Source organism: Lysobacter sp. A289 (assembly GCF_054072675.1).
Window position 1 is genome coordinate 256,973 of sequence record NZ_JBSVRN010000001.1, and the last position, 25,035, is coordinate 282,007.

Genomic DNA, 25,035 nt, shown 5'->3' on the forward strand with positions numbered 1-25,035 from the left:
TCACGGCAGGCTCGACGGCACGGGAAAGCGGCGATTTTAGCAGCCGCGGCCGCCGGCAACCGGCTTTGATGGACGTGCCGGTCCCCGTACGGCACCATTTCAGCACGATAACCAGTACACGGGAACGACCATGGCGTGCGCAACGGGTGTGGCAAACGACGGATACGGCCGGATACAGCCCCGCAAACGCGGTCGCGTGGCCACCGGCTGGCTGCTGTGGTGGGTCAGCACCGCCGCATTGTTGCTGTGCAGTTTTGGCGCGGCCGCGCAGCGCGTCGAGGGCGACCGGGCGGCGGCGCGTGGGGTCTATTCCGCCGAGGTCGAGGTCAACGGCCAAGGCGAGTCCGAGCGCGATATCGGCTTCTCCCGCGGCCTGGCCCAAGTTCTGGGGAAGCTGTCAGGCGACCGCGACGTGGGCTCAGAGCCCGCCGTCAACCGGGAACTGCGCCAGGCCGACAAGTATGTGCTGGGCTATGACTACCGACAGGACGAAGGCTTGTCATCCAGCGGTGCGCCCAGCTTCAAGACGACCCTGGTGGTCCGCTTCGACGAGGAGAAAGTCGACGCACTGACAGCCGCACTCGGGTTGCCGGTGTGGCCGCAACCGCGACCCAAACCGGTGTTGTGGCTGGCCATTGACGACGGGAGCGGGCCAAGGCTGGTCGACCTGTCGAGGGCGGATGCGGCGCGTTCGGTGCTCGATCGTGCCCAACAACGTGGTTACCGTCTCGGCTTGCCCAACGGCAGCGCGGCCGAGCAGGCACTGGTTGGCGCGATCTGGCGCGGCGATAGCGGCGTGGTGGCGCGGGGGTCGGCACGCTACAGCCCGCCGATGCAGTTGATCGGCAAGTTGTACCGCGATGGCGGCGCCTGGAAGGCGGATTGGATCTTCGTCGACAAGGGCAAGGTGCTGTCGCGCTGGTCCGAGTCCGACGCGAACGCGCGCCAGCTCATGGCCACTGGAGCCGACGGTGCCGCCGATGCACTGATGAAACGGTATGCCAAACGCAGCCAGACCGGCCCTGCCGGAACCTACCAGGTGGCATTCACCGGCCTGGACAGCGCCGATGATTACCTGCGCCTGGCGGGTTACCTGCAGCAGCTTCCGGTGGTCAGTGCGATGGCTCCGCTACGCGCCAGCGCGCAGCAGATGGAGTTCAACCTGGAACTGGTATCGGGGCTGGCAGGATTCGAGCTGATGGTCGATGGTGATGGAGTGCTGGCTGGCGCCGACTTGCCAGCGGACCGTTCGATCCCGATTGGCAGTGATACCGACGCCATCGATGGTGCGCCGATCGAAGATCCGGTCCAGACCCCACGCCGCACCGCGGTATACCGGTTGCTGTGATGGACGATACCAACGCGCTGCAAGACATCGCCCGCTTCCTGCGCCGGCTGCAATGGGCGGCGCTGGGCTTGTTTCTGTGCTGGCTGTTGTGGCTGCTGGCGCCGGTTCTGACGCCGTTCGTGCTGGGCGCGTTGCTGGGCTGGCTGGGCGATCCGCTGGTCGACCGCCTGGAGCGCGCCGGCAGGTCGCGCAACGTTGCGGTGGTGCTGGTGTTCAGCGCGATGATCCTGCTGGTAGCGCTGGTGCTGTTGTTGCTGGTGCCGATGATCCAGGATCAGATCCGGACGCTGGTGCTGTCGATTCCGCGCTACCAGCACTGGGTTGTCGCCACGGCCATGCCCTGGCTGGAAGCCAGGACCGGGATGGAGCTTACCGGTTGGTTCGACCTGAACCACGTGATCGAACTGATCCGCAGTAACTGGGAAAGTGCCGGCGGCGTTGCCAGCACCGTGCTGGGCTACATGTCGCGTTCCGGATTCGCACTGATAGGAATGGCGACCAATATCGTGCTGTTGCCGGTGGTGACGTTCTTCGCGCTACGCGACTGGGACCGGCTGGTGGCGCGGGTTGCCGCGCTGATTCCGCGCGACCAGCTGGAGACAGTGACCAGGTTGGCGACGCAGTCCAGCGACGTGCTGGGCGGGTTCCTGCGCGGCCAATTCCTGGTGATGTTGATCCTCGGCGTGATGTACGCGGTCGGCCTGTGGGGGGTTGGGCTGGACCTGGGCATCCTGATCGGCATCATCGGCGGCATACTCACGTTCGTGCCCTATGTCGGGCCGGCTACCGTGCTGGTGCTGGGCTGTGTCGCGGCGCTCGTCCAGTATGGGGACTGGCAGCATGTCGCCGGGGTGTTGGCGGTATTTGGCATCGGCCAGTTGATCGAGAGCTATTGGCTGACACCGAAGTTGGTGGGTGACCGCATTGGACTGCACCCGGTGGTGGTGATATTCGCGGTGCTCGCCGGCGGCCAGTTGTTCGGCTTCCTGGGCATGCTGATTGCGTTGCCATGCGCCGCGGTAGCCAATGTGCTGCTGCGTTATGCCGAGGAGCGCTACACCCATAGCCGGCTGTACGCCGGCGATTCACCGACCATCGTGACCCGCGAGGGCTACCCGCCCGTGCGGCCGTATCCGCTGGAGCCGGAGGACGAGTGAAGCCCGCGCGCCCCGTGCCGCAGTTGCCGCTTGCGCTGCGTTATCCGGCTGACCAGCGGCTCGATACCTTTGTTGGCGCGCCGCCCGGGGCACTGGCGCAATTGCGTGCGCTGGCCGAGGGTAAAACTGGCGATTGGTTGTACCTGGCCGGGCCGGCCGGCGTTGGCAAGACCCACCTGTTGTTGGCGAGCTGCGCCGCCACCGAGGCGGCGGGTGGGCGCGCTGCCTATTTGCCGTTGGTCGCCGCCGTTGGGCGATTGGCCGATGCGCTGGACGCACTGGAAGGCAACGATGTGCTGGCACTGGACGGGCTGGAAGCGATCGTCGGCCAGCGCGGTGACGAGGTGGCGTTGTTCGATGCCCACAACCGTGCCCGCGCGGCCGGTACCCGGATCATCTACGCCGCGCGCGCCAATCCCGATGCCCTGGGGCTGGCGCTGCCAGACCTGCGCTCACGGCTGTCGCAATGCAGCCGGATCGGGCTGCAACCGTTGAGTGAAGAAGGCCGCCGTGAAGTGCTGCGACAACGCGCACGACGTCGCGGCTGGTTGCTGGAGGACGCCGCGCTGGATTGGTTGCTCAAGCGTGTCGACCGCGACCTGGCCGGGCTGGCTGTGTTGCTGGATCGCCTGGATCGGGCGTCGCTGGCCGCTCAGCGGCGTATCACCGTCCCGTTCCTGCGCGAAACGCTGGGGCTCTGAGCTCGGCATCCAGTTCGGCCAATCGTGGCGGAGTCCCGACGTCGGTCCAGCGGCCCCGGTGGTGGACGCCGGTGACCATGCCGCGTGCCATGGCGGCACGCAGCACGGGTGCGAGCTTGAATCGTGGTGGTTGCTCGCGCGCGCCGGGGGCGTCACCGATCACCGCCTGCCAGCCATCAAACAGCGCCGGCTGGTAGATGCCGATACCAGAGAAGGTCAACCGGTTCTCGCCGTCGCTGTGCAGCAGCTCCCGCTCATCCAGGGCGAAATCGCCGTCCGGGTTGTGCGCGGGGTTGTCGACCAGCACCAAGTGCGCGTGGCCGGTGGGTTCGCGCGGCAAGTCGGCAAGGTCATGATCGGTCCAGATATCACCGTTGATGGCGATGAAGGGTGCTTCATGACCCAGCAGATCCAGCGCGTTCCACATGCCGCCGCCGGTTTCCAGCGGCACCGGACCTTCAAAACAGTAATGCAGGCGCAGGTTCCAACGATCGCCGTTGCCCAATACCTGCGGAAACTGGGCGGCCAGCCAGCTGGTGTTGATCACCACCTCGCGCACGCCCAGCGCGGCAAGCTTCTCCAGGTGCCAGACGATCAACGGCTTGCCCGCTGCCGCAAGCAGCGGTTTGGGAGTGTGGGCGGTCAGCGGGCGCATGCGCTCGCCCAGACCGGCGGCGAGGATGAGCGCTTTCACGCGACGGGGATCTTGAACGGATGTGATACCAGCGCGGGGATCACGTGCCGCTGCAGGATCGCCGCCAACGGCGCAAGCTCGGGGTAGCGCGGCAGTACTACCTCCAGATAGTTCACGAACCGCGGCACGTCAGCGAGGTACTTGGGCTTGCCGTCGCGATGCCACAGCCGGGCGAAGATGCCGATGATCTTCAGGTGCCGCTGCACGCCGATCAGGTCGGCATCGCGGCGGAATCGCTCCAGTGCCGGAACCGGCAGCCCGGCTTGCAGCGCGCGCGCATGGTAGCGGCCGATCCACGCATCCACTTGCGCTTCCGGCCAGCTCAGGAAGGCATCCTTGAACAGGCTGATGACGTCGTAGGCGATCGGGCCGCGCACGGCGTCCTGGAAATCCAGCACTGCCGGTCCCGTGCCCTGCCGCGCCCCATCGTCGGGCACCGGCATCAGGTTGCGGGGCATGAAGTCGCGATGCACGAACACCTGCGGCTGGGCGAGCGCTGCATCGGTCAGCTGGCGATAGACGTGTTCGAGCGTCGCCAGTTCCCCATCATCCAGGACGATGCCCAGGTGTTGGCCGAGATACCACTGGTCGAACAGATGCAGTTCGCGCGCCAGCATCGGTTCATCGAAAGCCGGCAGGTCGGCAGGGCAGGGCAGTGCCTGCAACCGCAATAGCTGTGCGATGGCCGCATCAAACAGTTGGTCCGCGTTGTCGGCTCCGATCACCTGCAGGTAGGTGTTGATGCCCAGGTCCTCCAGCATCAGGAAGCCGGCATCGATGTCCTGCGCGAGCACGTGCGGCACGCGCACGCCACCGCGTTCCAGCAGCTCGCGCACGTGCAGCCACGGCCGCACGTCCTCCCTGTCGGGCGGGGAGTCCATCACGATCCAGGTGCCGGAATCGCCACTGCCGACCGTGTTGGTCGCGCGCCAGTAGCTGCGGAAACCGGCATCCATGGACGCGCGATCCAGCACCAGGCCCGGGTGGCCGCTGGCAGCGCGCGCCCAGGCCAGGCGCACGGCCGCGCGCTCAGAGCACTCGGCAATAACAGGTACGGTCATGCGCGCTCCGGCGGCCGACGGTGGGTTGCCGGACGACTCAGCAACAACCGTGCTCACCGCGTTCCAGGGTGGTGGCCGCGGCGGCCACGCCGGTGGTCTCGCCGCGCTCGCCGGCCAGGTGGTGGGCGGCGATCACCTGGGCGACGCTGGCGGTGACGCGTTTGCCCATCGGAATGTGCAGAAACTCGTTGGGGCCGTGTGCGTTGGAGTGGGGACCCAGCACGCCGGTGATCATGAACTGGGCGCCGGGGAATTTCTCGCCCAACATGCCCATGAACGGGATCGAGCCGCCTTCACCCATGTACATCGAGGGCTTGCCGAAGAACGCCTGGCTGGCATCCTCGATGGCCTGGGTCAGCCACGGTGATTGCGCCGGTGCGTTCCAGCCGGTCGATGACTTCTCCAGCTCAAGCGAGACCTGCGCGCCATTGGGCGGGTTGTCCAGCAGCACCTGCTTGAGCAGCTCGCCAGCCTGCTTTCCATCCAGGGTCGGCGGCAGGCGCAGCGACAGCTTGACCGCGGTGTGGGGACGCAACACGTTGCCGGCGGAATCCAGTGACGGCATGCCATCGATACCGGTCACCGACAACGCCGGCCGCCAGGTGCGGTTGAGCACCAGTTCGTCCAGCTCGTCACTCATCGGCGTCATCCCGTCGAGCAGCGGAAATTTGTCGTAGACCGCCGACCCCAGCACCTGCGCACACTTGTGGGCCTGCTCCAGTCGCTCGGCGGGAACCTCCACGTGCAGCCCCTCGACCACGATCCGGCCGGTGCTCTCGTCCTCGAGTCGCGACAGCAACTGCCGCAGCAACCGGAAGCTCGATGGCACCACGCCCGACGCGTCGCCGGAATGCACACCCTCGTCAAGCACCTTGACGGTGAAATTGCCGCCCGCCAGCCCGCGCAGCGACGTGGTGCACCACAACTGCTCATAGTTGCCGCAGCCCGAATCCAGGCAGACCACCAGCGAGGGCTTGCCGATGCGCTCGGCGAGGTGGTCGACGTAGGCCGGCAGGTCGTAACTGCCCGATTCCTCGCACGCCTCGATCACGATCACGCAGCGCGCATGCGGCACGCCTTGTTCATGCAGCGCCATCACCGCGGTCAGCGAGCCGTAGATCGCGTAACCATCGTCGGCGCCGCCACGGCCATAGAGCTTGTCGCCCTTGATCACCGGCTTCCAGGGGCCGAGATCGTCATCCCAGCCGGTCATCTCCGGCTGCTTGTCCAGATGGCCGTACAACAGGACGCAGTCCTCATCGCTGCCGCCATTGGCCGCCGGGATCTCGATGAAGATCAGTGGCGTGCGACCTTCCAGCCGGACGACCTCCAACTGCATGCCGGGGATCGCCTGTGCCCTGGCCCACGTTTCCATCAACGCCACCGCCTGGTCCATGTAACCGTGTTCGACCCATTTCTCGTCGAACATCGGTGACTTGTTGGGGATGCGGATGTATTCGATCAGCTGGGGGACGATCTCGTCGTCCCATTTGCCGGCGATGAAACGTTCGGCTACGGCGGTGTCGATCTTGCTGGCGGCCATGGGGGCACCCGGATTTCTAGTGAACCGTCATTGTACCGCCGGTGCCACGAATAGGACTTTTCCTACCCGGTGGTGGGGCTTGCACCCTGATTGTGATGGCGGCTTTGGCGATAGCGGTGTTGTTGGACGAGACGGAGACTGTATCCACCGGCAACACAGCTGCCGGCAGGAACGGAAACCCCAATTTTCGCAACAGGAGTCTCGTCATGAAAAGCCTCGCACTCATTGCCAAGTCGTTGGTCCTCTCGCTGCTGTTGGCGGGCACGGCCCTTGCCGCAGAAACCGTCAACGTCAACACCGCCGACGCGGCCACCATTGATCGCGTGCTGCTCAACGTCGGTCCGTCCAAGGCCCAGGCCATCGTCGATTACCGTGAAACCAATGGTGCGTTCCAAAGCGCCGAGCAACTGGCGATGGTCAAGGGCATCGGTCTGAAGACGATCGAGAAAAACCGCGACCGCATCACCGTGGGCAGTTCCAAGAAGTAGGTCGCCGTCGAGTCGACGTGGGCACGGATTGCCCGTGGAGTCAGGGGGAAACCCTGGACAGGGATGTACGCCGCCCGCCGCAGAAGGATCTGCGGCGGGCGGCAGCTTGCCAGCCGCCGTCGTTGGTGTGGCGTCGTTGGCGCGGCCGTGGTGCGTAGATAGACTGGACGCCCGTTTCACGAGCTGCAGTCATGGATTCGCGTGCTATTGGGTCAGGTGTTATCCCGGCAAGCCAGTACCGGCGCGAACGCTGGCGCAACCAGCTCGGCTGGACCCGCGAGATCCTTCGGCACGGGCCGGCAGATGACTGGGACTGGCGGCTGTCGATTGCCGAGATCGAACGTGATGCCGCCTTCTCGCCGTTTCCCGGCGTTGATCGTGAGCTGGTGCTGCTGTCCGGCAATGGCGTGCGGCTGCGCTTCGACGATGGCGACGCAGTGACCCTGCAGCGCCCGTACGAGCGCCATCGCTTCTCCGGCGAATGTGGTGTCACCGGGGAGCTGCTGGATGGGCCCACCCAGGACTTCAACCTGATGTGGCGCCGCGACCGTGTCGAAGCCGAGTCGTGGCACCGGCCCCTGGTGGGCCCGATGGTTATCTTCGGTGAGCCGGACACGACCTGGATTGTCCATGTGCTCGCGGGCGACGCGCGCTTCGCGGCCGATTCGGGGCTGGCGCCGATGCAGACCGCCGATACCGCCATCCTTGCCGCCTCCGAGGCGCGTGTGCGCTACGTTCTTGAGGGTGCCGGCGAGGTTCTGGTGATGCGGATCAGCCCGCGCTCGCCCCCTCAATAAACGTCGCGGCGGTAGCGTCCATCGGCCGTCATCGCTTCCAGCGCAGGGCGGCCGACGATCTGGGTAAGCACCTCATCCACGGCCGGTGCCATGCCTTGGAGGCTGCCACAAACGTAGATTGCTGCGCCCTGTTCACACCACGAGCGCAGTTCCTCGGCCCGGGCCTGTACCAGGTGTTGCACGTAGTGGCGCTGCTCCTGATCGCGCGAGAACGCCAGGTCAAGGCGCTCGATCCGGCCTTCGCGATGCCAGTGCTCGAACTCATCGCGGTAATGGAAATCGTGCTGGTGCGTGCGTTCGCCAAACAGGACCCAGTTGCGATGGTGGCCTGCCTGAACGCGCTCGCACAGCAACGCCCGCAACCCGGCCAGGCCGGTGCCGTTGCCGATCAGCACCAACGGGCGATCGTCGGCGGGACGATGGAACGACTCCTTGCGGCGGATCCGCAGGTCGATCCGCGTGCCCGGGTCAGCGTGCGCGGTCAGCCAACCGCTACCAATGCCTGGCGTGTTATCCGGGTGCCAGACCTGTCGTACCAGCAACCGCAACTTGCCTTCCGCTGGGATGGAGGCAATCGAGTAGGCACGGTGGGGCAGTGGTTGCAGTTGGTCCGCAATCGCCTGGGCGGCATTGCCGTGGACCGATTCGGGTGCCAACAGCCGGCTACGAGCCACCAGTTCGGCCAGCGCGACCGGGCCGGCGCCGTCCTTCACCATGGTGTCGCCGGCGAGCGCGACGCGGTCGAGCCAGGCCTGGATCGTGGCGGCGCCGTGACGTGGGCCGACTTCGGCGATGTCGCCGGCTTGCCAGGTCAGCTCGTCAGGCTCGTGCGGCAGCAATGTCAGGTCAAACACGGGACCGCCCGGACTGCCGGGGTTGAGCAGTTGGCGCTCTTGCAGTGACCAGGCGCGGTAGCTGGGACGGCTCCAGTCGGGTTGGTCGCTGTCACCCCCCAACTGGCCCAGGTGGTATTGCCAATGACGAAGCGCGCCGGGATCGCAGTCATCGACCTCGATCAGGTCGAACAGCGGCTGCGCGCCGGCATCCCGCAGCCAGGCGTCCAGCCGGTGGCCGAAAGCACAGAATTGACCGTAGTCGCTGTCACCCAGCGCAAGCACGCCGTAGCTGAGGTGCTCCAGACCCAGGTCGGTCCGGGCCATGATCCGCTCCACGAAAGCGGCCGCGGGATCGGGGGCATCGCCTTCTCCGGTGGTGCTGGCGACAAACAGGGCGCGTCGGGCGTTCTGCAACTGGCCGTCGTCCAGTGTTTCCAGCGCGACGACAGCCGCCTGTTGGCCAGCCTGCTGCAATGACTCCGCGGTCCGTCGCGCCAGATCTTCGGCTTGGCCGAACTGGCTGGCGTAGGCCACCAGCCAGCCTTGGCTGGCGCTGTCGGGGTCGAGCATTGGCTGGGTGGCGATATCCGCCGTCGCACGCCGAGGCGTCTCGCCCAGCAATGCGATGAATCCCAGATAGGCCAGCACCACCGCAGCTGCCATCAACAGCCTTGGCCGGCCCGGATCGATCCATTGCCATGGCTCGACCTGCCAACCCGCCAGCGCGATGGCCAGCACGACCAGCATCAGCGCCAATAGCAGGTTGCCGCGTCGACCCGGAACGGCAGCCGCATTGGGGTGCATGGTGACGATTGTGCTCATTGCGATTGCACGTGGCTCGCGAAGGCAGGCGTCATCCGGCTGGAAAAACCGTCACCTTCGTGCCAGGTCAGCAGTACTGCCAAACCGCGGCGCTGGGCATAGTCCCAGCCCCGCTGCGGGCCCATCACGGTCAACGCGGTGGCCAGGGCATCGGCCTGCATGCAGCTCTCGTGCAGTACGGTGACCGACGCTAGGCCGTGTGTCACCGGGAACCCGGTGCGTGGATCGATGGTGTGCGAGTAGCGTTGACCCGCTTCGTCGAAGTAGTGGCGGTAGTCGCCCGATGTCGCCATCGCAAGCCCGTCCAGCGCAACTACCCGCTGGATGTCGTTATCGACCGTATCGTCGGGGGCCGGACGCTCCACCGCGATCCGCCAATCGCTGCCGTCGGCCTTGCGTCCATGGCCACGGAGCTCACCGCCGACCTCGACCAGGAACGCCTCCACCTGTTGCCCGAGCAGGAACCGTGCGACCTGGTCGACGCCATAGCCTTTGGCAATGCCGGACAGGTCGACATAGACACCGCCGGGCTGGGTGGTGGTGCCATCGGCGTTGACCGAGAGGTGGCTCCATCCGACCCGCCTGCGCGCTGCGGCCAGTGCCTCCGGCGCGGGCGGGCGCTGACGATCGTTCCCCTGTCCGCTGTTGCCGGGGCCAAAACCCCAGAGGTTGACCAGCGGCCCGACCGTCGGATCGAACGCGCCGCGGGTTTCCGCGGCCAGCTCCAGCGCCGCGTCGACCACTTCGTGCAGTTGCGACGGCAGCATGACGCTGGCGCCAGCGACCGCGTTGTTGAAACGACTGAGGTCGGAGTCGGCTTCCCAGGTGCTCATCTGCGCGACCACCCGATCCAGCTCGGCCTGGATACCACGCCGAAGTGCCGGCAACTCGCTTGGGCCAGCCTGCAGCGTCACCGTCCAGGTCGTGCCCATCGTCTGCCCGGCGAGTGTCTGCAGTGGCATGGCGATCGCCGCCAACGGCCACAGCAGCCACCCCAGCATCAGGCTGGCTGCCAGGGCACCGATGCGCGTGGGAGCGACGTGCATCGGTTACAGCGGCAACACTTCGAGGGTCGCCACGTAGCTGAGGCGGCGCTCACTGGCTTCCGGCACCGAGGTGTGCTGGTCGGTGCTGGTGGTCTCCAGCCAGTACATGCCGGCTTCCGGCCAGGTCACCTCGAACTTGCCGTCCGCGTCGCTGACCAGGTTGATCTGGTTCTGCTGGTCACGATAGCGGGTGCCGCCGGGGACGACCTCGATCTCCAGCCCCGACGCCGGCTTGCCATCGATCAGCAGTTGGAAGGTCGCAGTTTCACCGGCGTAGAGATCGTTGGGATGGGTGACCGGTACCAGTTCCAGTCCGTTGCCGGTGGGCTGGAGCACGGTGGTGGTCGGCGAGCCGACCGTGGCGAAGGTCTCCACGCGTCCAAGACGCTGGGAAACCTGCACGTCGGTGGCACCGTCCGGTATTGCCTCCGGACCGCCGCGCCAGCGCTTGGCCTCGCCATTGAGTTGGTAGCGCCCCATCAGGCCGTCGTTGACCACGGCCAGCTTGTAGGTGCCAGGCTGGGTGAGTTCCAGGTCGAAAACACTGCGGTACTTGCCGGTCGCCGGGTTCGCTGGCTGCAACTGGCTGCCATCGGGCGCGGTGATCTGCAGCCCGTCCAGGCGCAGCGGCACGTGGTTGAAATAAAACAGGTCGTTGGAGACCGCCGCGTCCACGGTCACCCAGCTGCCCACGTCCGAGAACACGGTGGCGGAGGGGCGCAACCAGGCCTTGTGGGCGAATGCGCTGGGGGCGAAGCAAAGGCTTAGCGAGACGGCGATGGCGATGGTGCGCAGGTTCATCATGGGAGTCCTTGTTGATTGAGATTGAGGTGGTTTGATCGTTGTGCAGTCGGTGACTGTCCCGGAGCGCGGCTCAGGGCTCCAGCGACAGCCGGACCTGGCCCAGCTCGCTGTCGCCTTCGGCCTGCATCTGCTGCGGTGCCTGCACCGGCCACTGGAAAGGAATGCTGACAACCTCGCGCCCGCCGACCTCGCGCGCGGCCTCGACGATCAGCTCGTACTTTCCCGGGGCAAGCCCTTTCAGTGGCGCCCGGGAGTCGTCGAAGCGAAGTTGCTGCTGGCCTGCCGGACGGGTGGCACCGCTGACGCCGTCGACCGGCATCGACAGCGAGCGGCCGCTGCGGCGCCACCACTGGCGCATGTCCTTGAGCCACTTGCTGCCTTCGTCGCCCTTCATGTCATGGTCGTACCAGACGGAAAGATTGGCGGCCACGGTGTGATCCGGTCGCTCGATCCACACCGCGACGTAGGGCCGGTGGTACTCGGCCACGTTCATCCGTGGAATCTCCACGGTCAGGTTGAGTTCGGCGGCAGGCAACGCGGCCGGAAGCACCAGCACGATGGCCAGTACCAGCGGCCGGAAGCATCTGGACGCAAACAATCGGGTCACGGAAGGTGAGGGCGGGCGCATTCGGAATACCTGTCTTGTCAGTGCATGAATAGGAGGATCAACAGCGTCGGCACGACCACGCCCAGAGCGACCATCGGCCAGGTCTTGCCGCGCTGGCGCGAGTGCATCTGCAACAGCCATAAACCGGTCAGTGCGAACAGCAGGCAGGCAACGGCGAAGAGGTCGATGAACCAGCGCCACGCCGTACCGGTATTGCGGCCCTTGTGGAGGTCGTTGAGCCAGGCGATCACCCCGCGTTCGGTGCGTTCGTACTCCAGGTCGCCACTGGCGCGATCAATCGCCAGCCAGGCATCGCCGCCGGGGCGCGGCAGCGAGATGTAGACCTCACTGTCGGACCACTCCACCGGCCGACCGGCAACGCGTACGTCCATCTCGCCCGCCAACCACTGACTCACGCTGGGTGGCAGCGGCGCGGCGTCATCGAAATCTCCCGCCAGGCTACGCAGGACGCTCGGCGGCAGGGTGTCGACAAGATTGGTGACCGTCGGCGTGGATTCGATCTGGGCGGCGTGGTTCAGGGTGAACCCGGTGACCGAAAATGCCAGCAACGCAAACAAACTGAATGCGGCACTCATCCAGTGCCAACGATGCAATGTCTTCAGCCACCAGCCACGGGTGGCGGTGTTTCCAGGAGTTTTGGGGGAGGCAGCAGACATTCAGACCAGCTTACTATCAATGAGAATCACTCGCAATTGGACGGCCACGCCGATTCCTCAGAAGTCCACATTGAGCGACAACCACAGGCGACGTCCGGCTTCGCTGGTGCTGCGGCTGTTGGCATAGGCGACGCTGCCGTTGTCGTCATACGGCAGGTAATCAACGAAATCCTTGTCGAACAGGTTGTAGACAGCGGCATTGAGGCTGACGGCGTCGGTGAGCTGGTAGCGCCCGCCGAGGTGGAACTGCGAGTACGGCTTGTAATCGCCAAGTTGTTCCTGAACCGCGCTGTCGGCGCCGCGATAGCGCGAGCTGCGGTACTCGGCGCGCAGGTACATATCCAATGCATCGCCCGCCTGCCAGTTGAGGCTGGCGTTGAGCAGGTGCCTGGGTGTGTTGGTCAGCGGCTCGCCCTTGGCTGGCCCGGTCTTCTGCTCGCTGTCGATATGGGTGTAGTTGAGCAGCAGCTTCAAGCGCTCCGCCAGGGGCAGTTGCATGGCGAACTCGGCGCCACGGGTTACCGCACTGTCGATGTTGACCGTTTGGCCGAGCGTCGCCGAGCGTGGGAAATAGCCCACGTCGACGCAGCTTGCGACAGGGAAGTCGGCGCTGTCGTACTCGGCCTGGCTCAAGCCATAGGCGCAGTTGGTGACCGGCGTTCCACGCGCGATCTTGTCGTCGAAGTCGTTGTTGAACACGGTCAAGCTGGCGCTGAAACCGTTGGCGGTGGCGTAGTACGCGCCCAGCTCGGTGGTCGCGCTGGTTTCCGGCTGCAGGCTCGGCGTACCGATCAGTGGAATCGTGCCCTGGCCGCCAAAACCCTTGATGCCAGCGGTGAGATCCTCGACGTTCGGCGAGCGGAATCCTTCGCTGTAGCCGCCCTTGATTACCCAGTTGGAGCTCGCGTTCCAGACCAGGTAGGCACGTGGACTGAGATGGCTGCCGAAGGTGCTGTGGTCATCGCGGCGTGCGCCGAGGGTCAGGTTGAGCGTGTCGTTGATCCGCCACTCGTTTTCAGCAAACAAGGCCCATTGATGGAACCCGAACGGCGCCGAGGCGATGCCATCGACCAGCTCGGCATCCAGGTACTGACCGCCGATGATGAGTTTGTTCGGGCCGATGTCGGTGATCAGTTTCGTATCGAAGACGCGGTTGGTGTTTTCCAGTTCGCGCGGACCGTCTGCATCCGCAGTGCCGGCGGGAAGCAGCCGCCCGATGGTCTCGGTCGTGCTTTGCTGCAGGCTGGTTTCCAGGGTGCCAAAGGCGAGCCGCGCATCCCACGCCAGCGTCGCCTGGTCGCGGTTGAAGCGCAGGGCCTCCGCGTAGCCACGACCGCCCAGGGTGCCCATCTGGCCTTCGCTGTTGTCGTACTTCTGGCGGTTGCCGGACAGCTCCAGCCACAGGTCGTGGTTGTCGGATGGTGTCAGCACCAGGCGCGCGCCGACATTGTGGTTGTCGTAGCTGACCGGGTTGGCTCCCATCCACGGTTCGATCTGGTTGCCATTGACATCGCGATAGGTGGTTCGGGCCTGGTCGCGCTTGAAATACCCGCCCTGCAATGACAGGCCCAGCAGGTCGTCTGCCAGCGGGCCGTCGAGATAGAAGTTGGTGCCATGCGAATCGCCGAACTGCGCGTGCTCCTGCCGGGTGGTCTGTATCCCCACCGAACCGGCCCACTGGGTACCGACCTTGCGGGTGATGATGTTGACCACGCCGCCCATCGCGTCGGAGCCATACAGGGTCGACATGGGGCCACGAATGATCTCGATGCGCTCGATCGCCGACATCGGCGGTATGAAGTTGTTGGCGGTATTGCCGAAATTGTTCGGGCCGACGTTGCCGGAGGTGTTCTGGCGGCGGCCGTTGATCAGCACCAGGGTGTACTCGGCAGGCATGCCCCGCATGCTGATCTGCGGAGCGCCGGTCTTGTCCACGCCCACGCCGACGTCCACGCCTTCCACGTGCACCAACGCATCGGCAAGGCTGTGGATGGGCCTTTGTTCCAGATCTTCATGAGTGATTACGGTGATGCTGGCGGGAGCCTCGCGCACCATCTGCTCAAACCCCGAGGCAGTGACTACCACCGCATCCAGGTCGGTCGGGCCGGCGGCGGCACTTGCACCTTCGGCCAACGCGGGCTGGGCCAGGGCAGCCAGCAGTGCGACGGCGAGGGTCGCCCGGGGCAGAACACGGGAGTGGGTTGGGGTCACAAGGGTCATAAGGGTCACGGGAGTCATGGAAAACACGGGCTGCCGGTCGGGCAGGCGCGCAAAAGGCAGCAGACGGGAGCCTGCTGGCAACGGCGAATGGGGTTTGGCGCGGTGCGATGCTGTGTTGAGTCGTGGCTCAGGTCTCCGCCCAGCGGCGCAGCAGGTTGTGGTAGACGCCGGTCAGCTGCAGCAACGCATCGGCGTCGGCGCCGGAGCGGGTCAGGGCCTGGATGGACGTGTCCAGTTCGAACAGCAGCCGGCGCTGGCCGTCGTCGCGCACCAGGCTTTGGGCCCAGAAGAACGCCGCCAGGCGCGCGCCGCGGGTCACCGGCTGCACCTTGTGCAAGCTGCTGGAGGGATAGATGATCAAATCGCCGGCCGGCAGTTTGACCTCGTGCTCGCCATAAGTGTCGTGGATCACCAGCTCGCCACCGTCGTATTCGTCTGGCTCGCACAGGAACAGCGAGCAGGACACGTCGGTGCGCAGGGTGGCGGCGAGCTGTCCTGGCGGAGCGGCCGGGGTCATCACCGCTCCGTCGACGTGGAAGCCGTATTGCCCACCACCTTCATAACGATTGAAGCGCGGCGGCAGGGTACGCAGCGGCAACACGGCGGCGAAATACAGCGGACTGGCCGCCAGCGCCGCCGAGACCACCTGGCCCAGTTGCTGGCGCAGCGGCGAGGCATCGGGGAGCTGGAGATTGCGCTTTACCTGCGCCCCCTGCGGACCGACGGTTTCCTTGCCGTCAGTCCACTGCGCGCCATCGAGTGCCTGGCGGAACCGGGCAAGCTGGTCGCGATCAAGGATTCCCGGGACGTGCAACAACATGGCGTGGCTCGCTCAGAAGTGGAAGTTGGCGGTCAACATGACCGAGCGCGGCATACCGGGCGTGTAGCGGTAGCCGCTTTTGTTGATGGCCGCCACGTAACTTTCGTCCAGCAGGTTGTAGAGGTTCAGCCGCAGGTCGAGATGGTCGTTGACCGCGTAGCTGGTGACCGCGTCGACCACCCAGTAGTCCTCGGTATAGGAGGGGGTGCCGACGGCGCCATCGTTGCCGCGCTTGAGCTCGCCGGAGTAACGCACGCCGCCGCCGATGGTCAGGCCGATGGGCAACTGGTAGGTCGACCAGGCGGTGAACGCGCGCCTGGGTGTGTAGGCGAGGTCATGCGACCCGTCGGTGGAGACGGTTGGGCCTTCCAGCACCTCGGCATCCATGGTGGTAAAGCCGGTTGAGACCGACCAGGCGTCGCTGATCTTGCCAACCGCGCTCAACTCCAGTCCACGCACGCGCTTGCGACCGCTCTGGTAGTACTGCTGGTCGACCGGGTCGCGCACGACTTCGTTGCTGATGCGGGTGTCGTACAACGCGGCCGTCAGCAACAGTCGCTTGTCGAGCAGGTTCCACTTGGTACCGATCTCGGCGGTCTTTGCTTTCTGCGGGTCCAGGGCCGGATTGTCGGCGCTGCTGGCCGATGAGCTCAATTCCAGGTTGCCGCCGCCCGGGGGTTGCTGGGCGATGGCGTAGTTGGCATAGACGCTGGCATGGGACGCCGGCTTGTACAACGCACCCAGCTTCCAGTTGACCAGGGTGTCGGAGGTCTCGGCATCCACGCCGGGCACGATCGATCCGTCGGCAAGGGCCCCGCAGTCCGGCCCGCGGCGCCCGCCGCACGGGACCAGGCTGCTGAAGGCCGTCTTGTAGTGATCCAGCCGGATCCCGCCGTTGAGCTCCCACTGCGGGTTGAAGGTGATGGTGTCGAACGCATACAGCGCGACGGTGTCGGTCTGGCCATCGCCGCGAGCGCCGTTGTGCTCCCACGCCAGCCCACCGACGTCGGGATCGGGAGCATAGATGTTGGCCGCCGGCCATGCCGTGCCGGCAAGCTCGTCGACGCCGCGGGTGGCCAGGTTCTCGCGGATCAGTTCCAGGCCGGTGCTGAGTTCATGCTGCACGCTGCCGGAGGTGAAACGCGTGGCCAGGCTGGTCTGGTTGGTGATGATCCGGCTGCTCTGGTCCTTGAAGGTCGGCAGCGAGCGGGCGATGGTCCAACTGCCCGGGTCGGTGATATCCGGGGTGACCAGGTTGGCGGTCGAGCCCATGAACGCCGTCAGCATGTAGTCCTGCCGGGTCCGCCCCCAACGGGTGGTGTTGGTCAGCCGGGTGTCATCGGACAGATCGTGCACGATCCGCAAGGTGGCCATGTCGGCGGTGACATCGTCGTAGTCCGACAAGGTGCCGTAGAAATTGCGCGGATCCACCGGCGGCGCGGTCGCCAGCTCCGGACGGGTGGGATCGGGCGAGCTGTAGCCGGGCAGGCCAATGGTCGGCACGCCGCCGTCGGGCAGGTTGTTCTGTTGTACGTGGAGCAGGTTCACGTACACCCGGGTCGCCGAATGCAGCCCGAAGGCCAGCGACGGCGCGATCGCCCAACGCTTGTTCTCGATGGTATCGCGGCCGGGGACGCCGCTGTCCTGTGCCATGACATTGAGGCGGAATGCATTGGCATCGCTGAAGGTCTGGTTCCAGTCCGCGGTGACCCGCTTCTGATCGGCGCTGCCGTAGGACGCGGTTACTGATGACTTGTTGCGTCCGAACGGTTGCTTGGTCACCAGGTTGATGGCGCCGGTGGGGGCGGTGCGGCCGTTGTCGGTGCCCGCCGGGCCCTTGGCGACTTCGATCTGCTCGATGTTGAACACGTCGCGGGAGATCGACCCAAGGTCGCGCACGCCGTCCACGAAAATACTGCCGGAGGTATCAAAACCGCGCAGGTAGACCGCGTCGCCGGTGGTGGTGTTGCCGTTCTCGCCGGCGTAGAACGTGCCGACGCCGGGGCTGTTGCGCAAGGCCTCGGTCAGCGTCGTCGCGCCCTGCTCGTTGAACAGGTCCTTGCCGATGATATTGATCGTCTGGGTGGTGTCGACCAATGGCTGGCTGAATTTCGGCGACGACAGATTGCCCGATGAGTAGACCTTGCCGCGCTTGCCGTGGACGTTGATCTCGTCCAGCTCGGTGGTCTGGACCACGTCGGCGGCGGGGCCGCCAAGGTTCTGTGCCGAGGCGGTCATCGGTGCCGCCAGCGCCAGGCCGGTGATGAGTGAGGCTGCGGTCAGCGATTGCGATGATGCCGCGAACGGGGACGAATGCTTGCGGCTTTTGATGTGGCTCATTTCCATGCCTTGTATGGGGTCGCGTTGCGCTCGGAGGGCGGCGCATGACTACGCAAGTCAATGACGGTTTCGAGGGCGCCATTTAAACGCAATTGAGAATGATTCGCAATCACTGCCTGATGTTGCGCCCATGAAAACGCACGCGCGGCATGCATTCGCTAGCTGGATCAGGGTTGGTGTTGCCGCACTTGCTCAGCGGTCGTCGCGGGTCCAGACGACGCCGTCGTCGACCTTGACCGGGAAATTCACCACCGGCTCGTAGGCGGGCGGACACAGTGCGCGGCCGTCGCGGACATCGAACTTGGCGCCGTGCAGGACGCATTCCACGGTCGCCTCCTTGCCGTCGAAGCGGCCGGCCGACAGTTCGAAGTCTTCGTGCGAACAACGATCCTCGAAGGCGTAGTAGGTGCCATCGAAATTGACCACCATGATTGGCGTGTCGCCATCCCAGGCGACCGTGGACTCCCCCGGTAACAGCTCGGCGGTGGTACACACGCGGGTCCAGCCGGTCATGGCGCCGTCGTCCCGCGAAGGGGTTTTTCCAGCACCTCGAACCGCAAGTCATCCCGCCGCGGGAGACCGAAGCGCTCGTCGCCGTAGGGAAATGGCTTGAACACCCCGGTACGGCGATATCCGCGGCGCTCATAGAATGCGATCAACTCGACGCGCACGTCGATCACGGTCATCCGCATCATGGGCAGCTGCCAGTCGTCGCGCACCACACGTTCGGCCTCGTCCATGACCCGTTTGCCGATACCGCCGCTTTGCAGGTTCGGCTTGACCGCGAACATGCCGAAGTAGCCGGCGCCGGTGTCTTCGCAGACATGCGCGCAGGACAGTAACTCGCCACCGCGCTCGAACAGCAGGATCCGGCTGCGGTCGCGCTGGATATCGTCGACCAGCACCTGTGCATCGACCCGGTTGCCGTCGAGCACGTCGGCCTCGGTGGTCCAGCCCTGGCGGCTGCTGTCGCCGCGGTAGGCGGCGGTGACAAAGGCCACCAACGAGTCGACATCAGCAGTGGTGGCGTTGCGGAAGATGGCTTCGGGCATGGGCGGCCTGGCTACAGGAGCAGCTTGCGAACCTTCACGAGCGCGGCCACGAACACATCGATCTCCTCAAACGTGTTGTAGAACGCGAATGACGCGCGGCACGTCGCCGGCACGCCGAAGTGCTGCATCAGCGGGTGTGCGCAGTGATGGCCCGAGCGCACCGCCACGCCTTCCAGGTCGAGCAGGGTCGCCAGGTCGTGGGCGTGTGCGCCTTCGATCAGGAAGCTGATCACGGCCGCCTTCTCGCGCGCATGGCCGAAGATGCGCAGGCCCTCCACTTGCGACAGCTTGTCGGTCGCATACGCCAGCAACTCCTGCTCCCGTGCCTCGATGTTGCCCATGCCGATGGCGGAAAGGTAGTCCACCGCAGCGCCCAGGCCAATGAAGCCGGAGATGTTCGGCGTGCCGGCCTCGAACTTGTGCGGCGCGTCGTTGTACACGGTGCCTTCAAAACGCACCTCCTTGATCATCTCGCCGCCACCCAGGAACGGGGGCATCGACTCGAGATGCTCGCGGCGTGCCCACAGCACGCCGGTGCCGGTCGGTCCGGCCATCTTGTGGCCGGTGATGGCGTAGAAGTCGCAGCCGATGGACGCGATGTCGAGCGCACGATGCGGCGCGGCCTGGGAGCCATCGACGACGGTGACGATGCCGCGCTTGCGCGCCTGCCTGCAGATCTCGCGCACCGGATTGACCGTGCCCAGCACGTTGGAGACGTGGGTCAATGCGAGCAGCTTCACCTCGGCAGTGAGCAGGCCATACAACTGGGCAAGGTCGAGATCGCCATGCTCGTCCAGCTCGGCGACCTTCAAGGTCGCTCCGGTGCGCTCGGCGACCAGTTGCCACGGCACGATGTTGGCGTGGTGCTCCATCCGGGACAGGACGATGGCATCGCCAGGTCGCAAGCGCGGCAATGCCCAGCTCCAGGCGACCAGGTTGATCGCGAACGTGGTGCCGCTGCACAACACCAGTTCGTTCGCGCGCACGTTGAGGAATCTTGCCAGCTTGTCGCGGGCGCCCTCGTAGGCGTCGGTTGCCTCGGAGCCCAGCGCGTGGACGGCGCGGCTGACGTTGGCGTTGTGGCGACGATAGAAGTCATCCACCGCCTCGATCACTACGGCAGGCTTCTGGCCTGTGTTGGCCGAGTCCAGGTAAACCAGTGGCTTGCCATGGACCTGACGGGACAGCAACGGAAAGTCGGCACGCACACGGGCCCAGTCGATCGGCGTGACAACCTCGCCGGTGTAGTCACCCGATGCGGGCTCATGGACACGCCGGTCGATGAGTCCTCCTGCCTTGGGCATGCCGATCTCCGCGTTCATGCCATTGCCACCGTTTCCGCCAGCGCCTGATCCAGCCGCACCGAAGCCGCCTCGCGCGTGCCAGTGTCTTCGAACACCGTCAGGGTTTCACGACAGAATGCGGCGGTCAGCAGCGCACGCGCCTGTTCGACCGGCAGCCCACGCGAGCGCATGTAGAACATCGCCGTCGGGTCCAGTTGGCCAACCGTTGCGCCATGCGCGGCCTGTACTTCGTCGGCGTTGATCACCAGTACCGGCTGGGTGTCGATTTCCGCGCCTTCGCTGAGCAGCAGGTTCTTGTTGGACAGCATCGCATTGGTGCCATCGGCACCCTCGCGGATCTCGATGCCGCCGTGGAACACCACCCGGGCCCGGTCGGCGCCGATGCCGCGCCAGGTCAGTTCGCAGCTGGTGTCGCGGCCGGCATGGTCGATCGACAAACGTGTGTCCACGTGCCGGCGACCGGCACCGAGCAACACGCCGTTGGCATGCAGCCTGGACGCGTTGCCTTGCAGGAGCACGTTGAGCTCGTGGCGCGACAGGCCCGCACCCAACTCCAGGTCCAGTCGTCGGTATTCGGCGCGCTCGGCGAGCACCGCATCGGTGCGGCTGATCAGCGTCGCGCCGGGGGCTTCGGCCTGCACCCGGGCATGGGACAACCGGGCGCCGACGCCGACATGGACATGCATCAAGGTGTTGGCGAAGTGGCGGTGCTCGGCGCCCGCCAACTGGTGTTCCACCACGCCCAACTCGGCGCCATCGGACAGCTCGATCAAATGGCGCAGATGCCAGGCTTGATCGCCTTCGGCCGCAGCGCCGATGAATACCAGGTGCACCGGTGCGGTCGCGCGGGTATTGGCTTCGGCACGCAGGACCATGCCTTCGGTGGCGAGCGCCGCGTTGACCTTGGCGAACACCTCGTCGCCACGTTCGAACTTGCGCGCCAGGAAGCTGGTCTGGCGGGCGTCGCCGTTGTCCAGGACCTGCGACAGTGGCTGCACGCTCACCCCGACCGGCAGTTCGGCCAGGTCGGATCCGGCCGCATCAAAGCGACCGTTGACGAATACGATTCGCGGCGCGGGGATGGTGGCCAGCAGTTCGCGATCAAACGAGGTGGTGCCCGCGGAGGGTGCGAACGCACGACGCTCCAACGCCCGCAACGGGGTGTACTTCCAGCTCTCGACGCGCGAGTGCGGCAGGCCATCGCGCAGGGCCGCGTCGAGCGCGGCACGGCGATGGTCACCGAGGCCACCGGCATCGCGGGCGGGCAGGGTGTCGAAAGATGAGGCAAGCGAGTCGAGCAGGGCGCTCATCAGGCAACCGCCTCCGGCGCGGCCGTGCTTGGTTCAATCCGGTCCTTGATCCATTCGTAACCGTGCGCTTCCAGTTCCAGTGCCAGTTCCGGCCCGCCGCTCTCCACGATCCGGCCATCGGCCAGCACATGCACCGCATCCGGCTTGATGTAGTCCAGAAGACGCTGGTAGTGGGTGATCACCATGAACATCCGGTCGGGCGAGCGCAGCGCATTGACGCCGGCGGCGACGGTCTTGAGCGCGTCGATGTCCAGGCCCGAGTCGGTCTCGTCCAGGATTGCCAGCGTCGGCTCCAGCAAGGCGAGCTGGAAGACCTCGTTGCGTTTTTTCTCGCCACCCGAGAAGCCCTCGTTGACGCCGCGGTGCAGCAGTTCGTCCTTCAGGTGCAGCACTGCGAGCTTCTCGCGCACCAGCTTCAGGAACTGCATCGAGTCGACCTCGTCCTCGCCGCGCGCCTTGCGCTGCGCGTTGAGTGCCGTGCGCAGGAAATAGGTGTTGTTCACCCCCGGGATCTCGACCGGGTACTGGAACGCGAGGAACACCCCGGCGGCGGCGCGCTCCTCCGGCTCCAGCGCCAATAGGTCGCGGCCCTTGAACGTCACCGAGCCTTCGGTGATCTCATAGCCTTCGCGACCGGCGATGACGTTGCCCAGGGTCGACTTGCCCGAGCCGTTGGGGCCCATGATGGCGTGGACCTGGCCGGGCTGCAGTTCCAGGCTGAGGCCCTTGAGGATTTCCTTGTCACCGATGCGGACATGGAGGTTTTCGATCTTCAACATGATTGTGTTCTCGTGATGTTTCTTGAAATTCGGCTCAGCCGACCGAGCCTTCGAGGCTCACTTCCAGCAACGCCTTGGCTTCCACCGCGAACTCCATCGGCAACTCGCGGAAAACCTGCTTGCAGAAGCCGTCGACGATCATCGACACCGCGTCTTCCTGGCCAATGCCGCGGCTGCGGCAATAGAACATCTGGTCGTCGCTGATCTTGGAGGTGGTGGCCTCGTGCTCCACGGTCGCGGTCGGGTTGCGCACCTCGATATACGGGAAGGTGTGTGCGCCACAGTGCTTGCCGATCAGCAGCGAGTCGCACTCGGTGTAGTTGCGTGCGCCTTCCGCCGACGAGGCGATCTTGACCAGACCACGGTAGGTGTTCTGCCCGTGGCCGGCGCTGATGCCCTTGCTGATGATCGTGCTCTTGGTGCGCTTGCCGATGTGGATCATCTTGGTGCCGGTGTCGGCCTGCTGGCGGTGGTGGGTCAGGGCGACGGAGTGGAACTCGCCGGACGAGTCATCGCCGATCAGCACACATGACGGGTACTTCCAGGTGATCGCCGAACCGGTCTCGACCTGGGTCCAGTGGATCCGGCTGCGCGCGCCGCGGCACTCGCCGCGCTTGGTCACGAAGTTGTAGATGCCGCCGACGCCGTTCTCGTCGCCCGGGTACCAGTTCTGCACGGTGGAATACTTGATGTCGGCTTCTTCCAGCGCGACCAGCTCGACCACCGCCGCATGCAGTTGGTTCTCGTCGCGCATCGGCGCGGTGCAGCCTTCCAGGTAGGACACCTTGGCGCGGTCTTCGCAGATGATCAGGGTGCGCTCGAACTGCCCGGTGTGGCCGGCATTGATGCGGAAATAGGTGCTCAGCTCCATCGGGCACTTCACCCCGGCCGGGATGAACACGAAGCTGCCGTCGGAAAACACCGCCGAATTCAACGCGGCGAAGTAGTTGTCACCGGTCGGCACCACCGTACCCAGGTACTTCCTGACCAGTTCCGGGTGGTTCTTGATCGCCTCCGACATCGAGCAGAAGATGATGCCCTTGTCGGTCAGCTCCTTGTGCACGGTGGTGCCGACCGAGACCGAGTCGAACACCACGTCCACCGCCACGCCGGCCAGTTTGGCGCGCTCGTGCAACGGGATGCCAAGCTTGTCGTAGGTGTCGATCAGTTCCTGCGGCACCTCGTCCAGTGACTTGTACTTCGGCCCCTTGGGTGCGGAGTAGTAGCTGAGCGCCTGCAGGTCGATCGGCGCGATGTTCAGCTTGGCCCAGTCAGGCATCGGCATCGTCAGGAAGTGGCGATAGGCCTCCAGCCGCCACTCGGTCATCCACTCGGGCTCTTCCTTGATCGCGGAGAGCTGGCGGATGATGCCCTCGTTCAGGCCTGGCGGCAGGCTGTCGGTTTCAATTTCGGTGATGAAGCCGGCCTCGTACTTGCGGCCGAGCTGTTCATGGATTTCACGGTTGGGCATGTCCGCCTGCTGCGCGGTCGCCGCGTCTGGAGGCGTGTGTGAAGTCGGGTTTTCAATGGTTTCGGTGGCCATGGGCTGCCTACTGTCGGTCATGCGTTGGAGAGGCGAAGGTCAATGCGCTTCGAGTCGGAAAGGTGAGGTGGCGCAGGGGGCGTGAGCGGCGTCAGCATCTGGGCCAGGCTTACCGCACGCAGCGCATCGGCCACGACATCGTTGATGTAGCGCCAGTTGGCGCGCACGTTGCATGAATCCTCGATCTCGCAATTGCCTTCGTGGATGCTGCATTCGGTCATTGCCAACGGGCCTTCCATCGCCTCGACGATTTCGATCAGGGTGATCGCGCCGGCCGGCCGGGCCAGCCGGTAGCCGCCGTTGGCGCCACGAAAGCCTTCCACCAGGCCAGCCTGGGCCAGCGGCTTGAGCAGCTTGCTCACCGTTGGCGTTTCCAGCCCGGCACGGTCGGCGAGCTCGGGCGCGCTCAGCACGACCAATGGATCGGCGGCCAGCACCGTGAGCACGACGGTGGCGTAATCGGTGAGTCGGGTGACACGCAACATGGCTGGACCCTCAATCAGTACCGTTATTGTACGGATTATCGGGGCGGGGGCCAAGTACATTTGTCGGTTCACTCCCTTTTCTACCCCCGGAAGACCGTATGCCGCGAAAGATCATCGCCCGCCACTCCGCCATCCACGGCAACGGTGTGTTTGCCGTCGCGCCCATCGCCAAGGGCGAGCGTATTGTCGAATACAAAGGGTTGCGTCGTACCCACCAGGAAGTAGATGCCGGCGATACAGGCGATCCGGACTCGGGCCACACCTTCCTGTTCACGTTGAACGATGAGTACGTGATCGATGCCAATTACCGTGGCGGAGTCGCGCGCTGGATCAACCACAGCTGCGAGCCAAATTGCGAGGCGTTGCTGGAAGAACACGACGGTGATGACCGCAGCAAGGATCGGGTGTTCATCGAGGCGATCAACGACATCGCGGCGGGCGAGGAGCTGGTCTACAACTACGGCATTACCCTGGTCGAGGCCCACACCGCGCGGATGAAGCGCATCTGGACATGCCGCTGCGGCGCGGGCAGCTGCACCGGCACCATGTTGCAACCCAAGCGCAAGAACAAGCGCAAGGACTGAACCCATTCGTTAATATC

24 protein-coding genes are annotated in these 25,035 nt (G+C 65.3%); 6 read left to right on the plus strand and 18 right to left on the minus strand.

Annotated elements, in window-relative coordinates:
• Window positions 1-130: 130 nt before the first annotated feature.
• Genes ACW5DN_RS01315 through hda form a run of 3 tightly spaced genes read left to right on the plus strand, consistent with a single transcriptional unit; the run spans window position 131 to window position 3,206 of the window.
• Window positions 131-1,348 carry a DUF2066 domain-containing protein gene (locus ACW5DN_RS01315; protein ID WP_456960963.1) on the plus strand — a complete coding sequence of 406 codons (1,218 nt, stop codon included), beginning with the start codon at window positions 131-133 and terminating at the stop codon, window positions 1,346-1,348.
• A complete protein-coding gene (locus tag ACW5DN_RS01320; RefSeq protein ID WP_456960964.1) occupies window positions 1,348-2,505 on the plus strand; it encodes an AI-2E family transporter in 1,158 nt (385 codons plus the stop codon). Before ACW5DN_RS01315 ends, ACW5DN_RS01320 begins: the two co-directional genes overlap by 1 nt.
• Entirely contained in the window at window positions 2,502-3,206 is a 705-nt protein-coding gene (gene hda / locus ACW5DN_RS01325; protein WP_456960965.1) for a DnaA regulatory inactivator Hda, read from the plus strand. The genes ACW5DN_RS01320 and hda overlap by 4 nt, the downstream gene beginning before the upstream one ends.
• Here the strand turns inward: hda and murU are convergent.
• The 3 genes from murU to ACW5DN_RS01340 are packed head-to-tail and all read right to left on the minus strand — an operon-like array spanning window position 3,169 to window position 6,504.
• A complete protein-coding gene (gene murU, locus ACW5DN_RS01330; protein WP_456960966.1) occupies window positions 3,169-3,900 on the minus strand; it encodes an N-acetylmuramate alpha-1-phosphate uridylyltransferase MurU in 732 nt (243 codons plus the stop codon). The two genes, hda and murU, sit on opposite strands and share 38 nt — an antisense overlap.
• Window positions 3,897-4,961 (minus strand): aminoglycoside phosphotransferase family protein, encoded by a 1,065-nt coding sequence (locus ACW5DN_RS01335; RefSeq protein WP_456960967.1) that lies wholly within the window; start codon window positions 4,959-4,961, stop codon window positions 3,897-3,899. The genes murU and ACW5DN_RS01335 overlap by 4 nt, the downstream gene beginning before the upstream one ends.
• Before the next feature lie 37 nt (window positions 4,962-4,998).
• Entirely contained in the window at window positions 4,999-6,504 is a 1,506-nt protein-coding gene (locus tag ACW5DN_RS01340; RefSeq protein ID WP_456960968.1) for a M20 family metallopeptidase, read from the minus strand.
• Window positions 6,505-6,710: 206 nt separating this feature from the next.
• Here ACW5DN_RS01340 and ACW5DN_RS01345 point away from each other — a divergent pair, with 206 nt between their 5' ends.
• Both ACW5DN_RS01345 and ACW5DN_RS01350 read left to right on the plus strand, forming a co-directional pair.
• Window positions 6,711-6,992 (plus strand): ComEA family DNA-binding protein, encoded by a 282-nt coding sequence (locus tag ACW5DN_RS01345; RefSeq protein WP_456960969.1) that lies wholly within the window; start codon window positions 6,711-6,713, stop codon window positions 6,990-6,992.
• A gap of 191 nt (window positions 6,993-7,183) precedes the next feature.
• Window positions 7,184-7,789 (plus strand): HutD/Ves family protein, encoded by a 606-nt coding sequence (locus tag ACW5DN_RS01350; RefSeq protein ID WP_456960970.1) that lies wholly within the window; start codon window positions 7,184-7,186, stop codon window positions 7,787-7,789.
• Here ACW5DN_RS01350 and ACW5DN_RS01355 read toward each other — a convergent pair.
• The 15 genes from ACW5DN_RS01355 to ACW5DN_RS01425 form a co-directional block, all read right to left on the minus strand.
• Complete coding sequence (locus tag ACW5DN_RS01355) at window positions 7,783-9,447, minus strand: sulfite reductase subunit alpha (RefSeq protein ID WP_456960971.1); 1,665 nt, start codon at window positions 9,445-9,447, stop codon at window positions 7,783-7,785. The two genes, ACW5DN_RS01350 and ACW5DN_RS01355, sit on opposite strands and share 7 nt — an antisense overlap.
• Entirely contained in the window at window positions 9,444-10,409 is a 966-nt protein-coding gene (locus ACW5DN_RS01360; RefSeq protein ID WP_456962924.1) for an FAD:protein FMN transferase, read from the minus strand. Before ACW5DN_RS01360 ends, ACW5DN_RS01355 begins: the two co-directional genes overlap by 4 nt.
• Window positions 10,410-10,496: 87 nt before the next feature.
• On the minus strand, window positions 10,497-11,297 hold the full coding sequence (locus tag ACW5DN_RS01365; protein ID WP_456960972.1) for a DUF4198 domain-containing protein: 801 nt from the start codon (window positions 11,295-11,297) through the stop codon (window positions 10,497-10,499).
• Between the two features lie 70 nt (window positions 11,298-11,367).
• On the minus strand, window positions 11,368-11,925 hold the full coding sequence (locus tag ACW5DN_RS01370) for a DUF2271 domain-containing protein (protein ID WP_456960973.1): 558 nt from the start codon (window positions 11,923-11,925) through the stop codon (window positions 11,368-11,370).
• Window positions 11,926-11,942: 17 nt separating this feature from the next.
• Window positions 11,943-12,581 carry a PepSY-associated TM helix domain-containing protein gene (locus tag ACW5DN_RS01375; RefSeq protein WP_456960974.1) on the minus strand — a complete coding sequence of 213 codons (639 nt, stop codon included), beginning with the start codon at window positions 12,579-12,581 and terminating at the stop codon, window positions 11,943-11,945.
• A gap of 57 nt (window positions 12,582-12,638) precedes the next feature.
• Window positions 12,639-14,801, minus strand: coding sequence for a TonB-dependent receptor domain-containing protein (locus ACW5DN_RS01380; RefSeq protein WP_456960975.1), 2,163 nt, complete (start codon window positions 14,799-14,801; stop codon window positions 12,639-12,641).
• Between the two features lie 127 nt (window positions 14,802-14,928).
• Complete coding sequence (locus ACW5DN_RS01385) at window positions 14,929-15,621, minus strand: Fe2+-dependent dioxygenase (protein ID WP_456960976.1); 693 nt, start codon at window positions 15,619-15,621, stop codon at window positions 14,929-14,931.
• Between the two features lie 12 nt (window positions 15,622-15,633).
• Window positions 15,634-17,961 carry a catecholate siderophore receptor Fiu gene (locus tag ACW5DN_RS01390; RefSeq protein ID WP_456960977.1) on the minus strand — a complete coding sequence of 776 codons (2,328 nt, stop codon included), beginning with the start codon at window positions 17,959-17,961 and terminating at the stop codon, window positions 15,634-15,636.
• A gap of 192 nt (window positions 17,962-18,153) precedes the next feature.
• Entirely contained in the window at window positions 18,154-18,474 is a 321-nt protein-coding gene (locus ACW5DN_RS01395; protein ID WP_456960978.1) for a non-heme iron oxygenase ferredoxin subunit, read from the minus strand.
• Window positions 18,471-19,013 carry a GNAT family N-acetyltransferase gene (locus tag ACW5DN_RS01400; protein WP_456960979.1) on the minus strand — a complete coding sequence of 181 codons (543 nt, stop codon included), beginning with the start codon at window positions 19,011-19,013 and terminating at the stop codon, window positions 18,471-18,473. The genes ACW5DN_RS01395 and ACW5DN_RS01400 overlap by 4 nt, the downstream gene beginning before the upstream one ends.
• A gap of 11 nt (window positions 19,014-19,024) precedes the next feature.
• A complete protein-coding gene (locus ACW5DN_RS01405; RefSeq protein ID WP_456960980.1) occupies window positions 19,025-20,317 on the minus strand; it encodes a cysteine desulfurase in 1,293 nt (430 codons plus the stop codon).
• 14 nt (window positions 20,318-20,331) lie between these two features.
• A complete protein-coding gene (sufD, locus tag ACW5DN_RS01410; RefSeq protein ID WP_456960981.1) occupies window positions 20,332-21,627 on the minus strand; it encodes a Fe-S cluster assembly protein SufD in 1,296 nt (431 codons plus the stop codon).
• The gene (gene sufC / locus ACW5DN_RS01415; protein ID WP_456960982.1) at window positions 21,627-22,406 is read right to left on the minus strand and encodes a Fe-S cluster assembly ATPase SufC; all 780 of its coding nucleotides are present in this window, start codon (window positions 22,404-22,406) and stop codon (window positions 21,627-21,629) included. The genes sufD and sufC overlap by 1 nt, the downstream gene beginning before the upstream one ends.
• 34 nt (window positions 22,407-22,440) lie before the next feature.
• Entirely contained in the window at window positions 22,441-23,877 is a 1,437-nt protein-coding gene (gene sufB, locus ACW5DN_RS01420; protein ID WP_456962925.1) for a Fe-S cluster assembly protein SufB, read from the minus strand.
• 89 nt (window positions 23,878-23,966) lie between these two features.
• The gene (locus ACW5DN_RS01425) at window positions 23,967-24,434 is read right to left on the minus strand and encodes an SUF system Fe-S cluster assembly regulator (protein WP_456960983.1); all 468 of its coding nucleotides are present in this window, start codon (window positions 24,432-24,434) and stop codon (window positions 23,967-23,969) included.
• A 98-nt stretch (window positions 24,435-24,532) separates the two neighbouring features.
• Here ACW5DN_RS01425 and ACW5DN_RS01430 point away from each other — a divergent pair, with 98 nt between their 5' ends.
• Complete coding sequence (locus tag ACW5DN_RS01430) at window positions 24,533-25,018, plus strand: SET domain-containing protein (RefSeq protein WP_456960984.1); 486 nt, start codon at window positions 24,533-24,535, stop codon at window positions 25,016-25,018.
• Window positions 25,019-25,035 lie beyond the last annotated feature (17 nt).

Coding starts and splice junctions, on each gene's coding strand:
- ACW5DN_RS01360 (WP_456962924.1), bottom strand. CDS start 10,409: ATGCCACTGCAGACACTCGCCGGGCAGACGATGGGCACGACCTGGACG.
- ACW5DN_RS01365 (WP_456960972.1), bottom strand. CDS start 11,297: ATGATGAACCTGCGCACCATCGCCATCGCCGTCTCGCTAAGCCTTTGC.
- ACW5DN_RS01335 (WP_456960967.1), bottom strand. CDS start 4,961: ATGACCGTACCTGTTATTGCCGAGTGCTCTGAGCGCGCGGCCGTGCGC.
- ACW5DN_RS01425 (WP_456960983.1), bottom strand. CDS start 24,434: ATGTTGCGTGTCACCCGACTCACCGATTACGCCACCGTCGTGCTCACG.
- ACW5DN_RS01375 (WP_456960974.1), bottom strand. CDS start 12,581: ATGTCTGCTGCCTCCCCCAAAACTCCTGGAAACACCGCCACCCGTGGC.
- ACW5DN_RS01405 (WP_456960980.1), bottom strand. CDS start 20,317: ATGCCCAAGGCAGGAGGACTCATCGACCGGCGTGTCCATGAGCCCGCA.
- ACW5DN_RS01430 (WP_456960984.1), top strand. CDS start 24,533: ATGCCGCGAAAGATCATCGCCCGCCACTCCGCCATCCACGGCAACGGT.
- ACW5DN_RS01340 (WP_456960968.1), bottom strand. CDS start 6,504: ATGGCCGCCAGCAAGATCGACACCGCCGTAGCCGAACGTTTCATCGCC.
- ACW5DN_RS01385 (WP_456960976.1), bottom strand. CDS start 15,621: ATGTTGTTGCACGTCCCGGGAATCCTTGATCGCGACCAGCTTGCCCGG.
- sufB (WP_456962925.1), bottom strand. CDS start 23,877: ATGCCCAACCGTGAAATCCATGAACAGCTCGGCCGCAAGTACGAGGCC.
- ACW5DN_RS01395 (WP_456960978.1), bottom strand. CDS start 18,474: ATGACCGGCTGGACCCGCGTGTGTACCACCGCCGAGCTGTTACCGGGG.
- ACW5DN_RS01355 (WP_456960971.1), bottom strand. CDS start 9,447: ATGAGCACAATCGTCACCATGCACCCCAATGCGGCTGCCGTTCCGGGT.
- ACW5DN_RS01380 (WP_456960975.1), bottom strand. CDS start 14,801: ATGACCCTTGTGACCCCAACCCACTCCCGTGTTCTGCCCCGGGCGACC.
- ACW5DN_RS01315 (WP_456960963.1), top strand. CDS start 131: ATGGCGTGCGCAACGGGTGTGGCAAACGACGGATACGGCCGGATACAG.
- sufC (WP_456960982.1), bottom strand. CDS start 22,406: ATGTTGAAGATCGAAAACCTCCATGTCCGCATCGGTGACAAGGAAATC.
- ACW5DN_RS01350 (WP_456960970.1), top strand. CDS start 7,184: ATGGATTCGCGTGCTATTGGGTCAGGTGTTATCCCGGCAAGCCAGTAC.
- ACW5DN_RS01400 (WP_456960979.1), bottom strand. CDS start 19,013: ATGCCCGAAGCCATCTTCCGCAACGCCACCACTGCTGATGTCGACTCG.
- ACW5DN_RS01320 (WP_456960964.1), top strand. CDS start 1,348: ATGGACGATACCAACGCGCTGCAAGACATCGCCCGCTTCCTGCGCCGG.
- ACW5DN_RS01345 (WP_456960969.1), top strand. CDS start 6,711: ATGAAAAGCCTCGCACTCATTGCCAAGTCGTTGGTCCTCTCGCTGCTG.
- sufD (WP_456960981.1), bottom strand. CDS start 21,627: ATGAGCGCCCTGCTCGACTCGCTTGCCTCATCTTTCGACACCCTGCCC.
- ACW5DN_RS01370 (WP_456960973.1), bottom strand. CDS start 11,925: ATGCGCCCGCCCTCACCTTCCGTGACCCGATTGTTTGCGTCCAGATGC.
- ACW5DN_RS01390 (WP_456960977.1), bottom strand. CDS start 17,961: ATGAGCCACATCAAAAGCCGCAAGCATTCGTCCCCGTTCGCGGCATCA.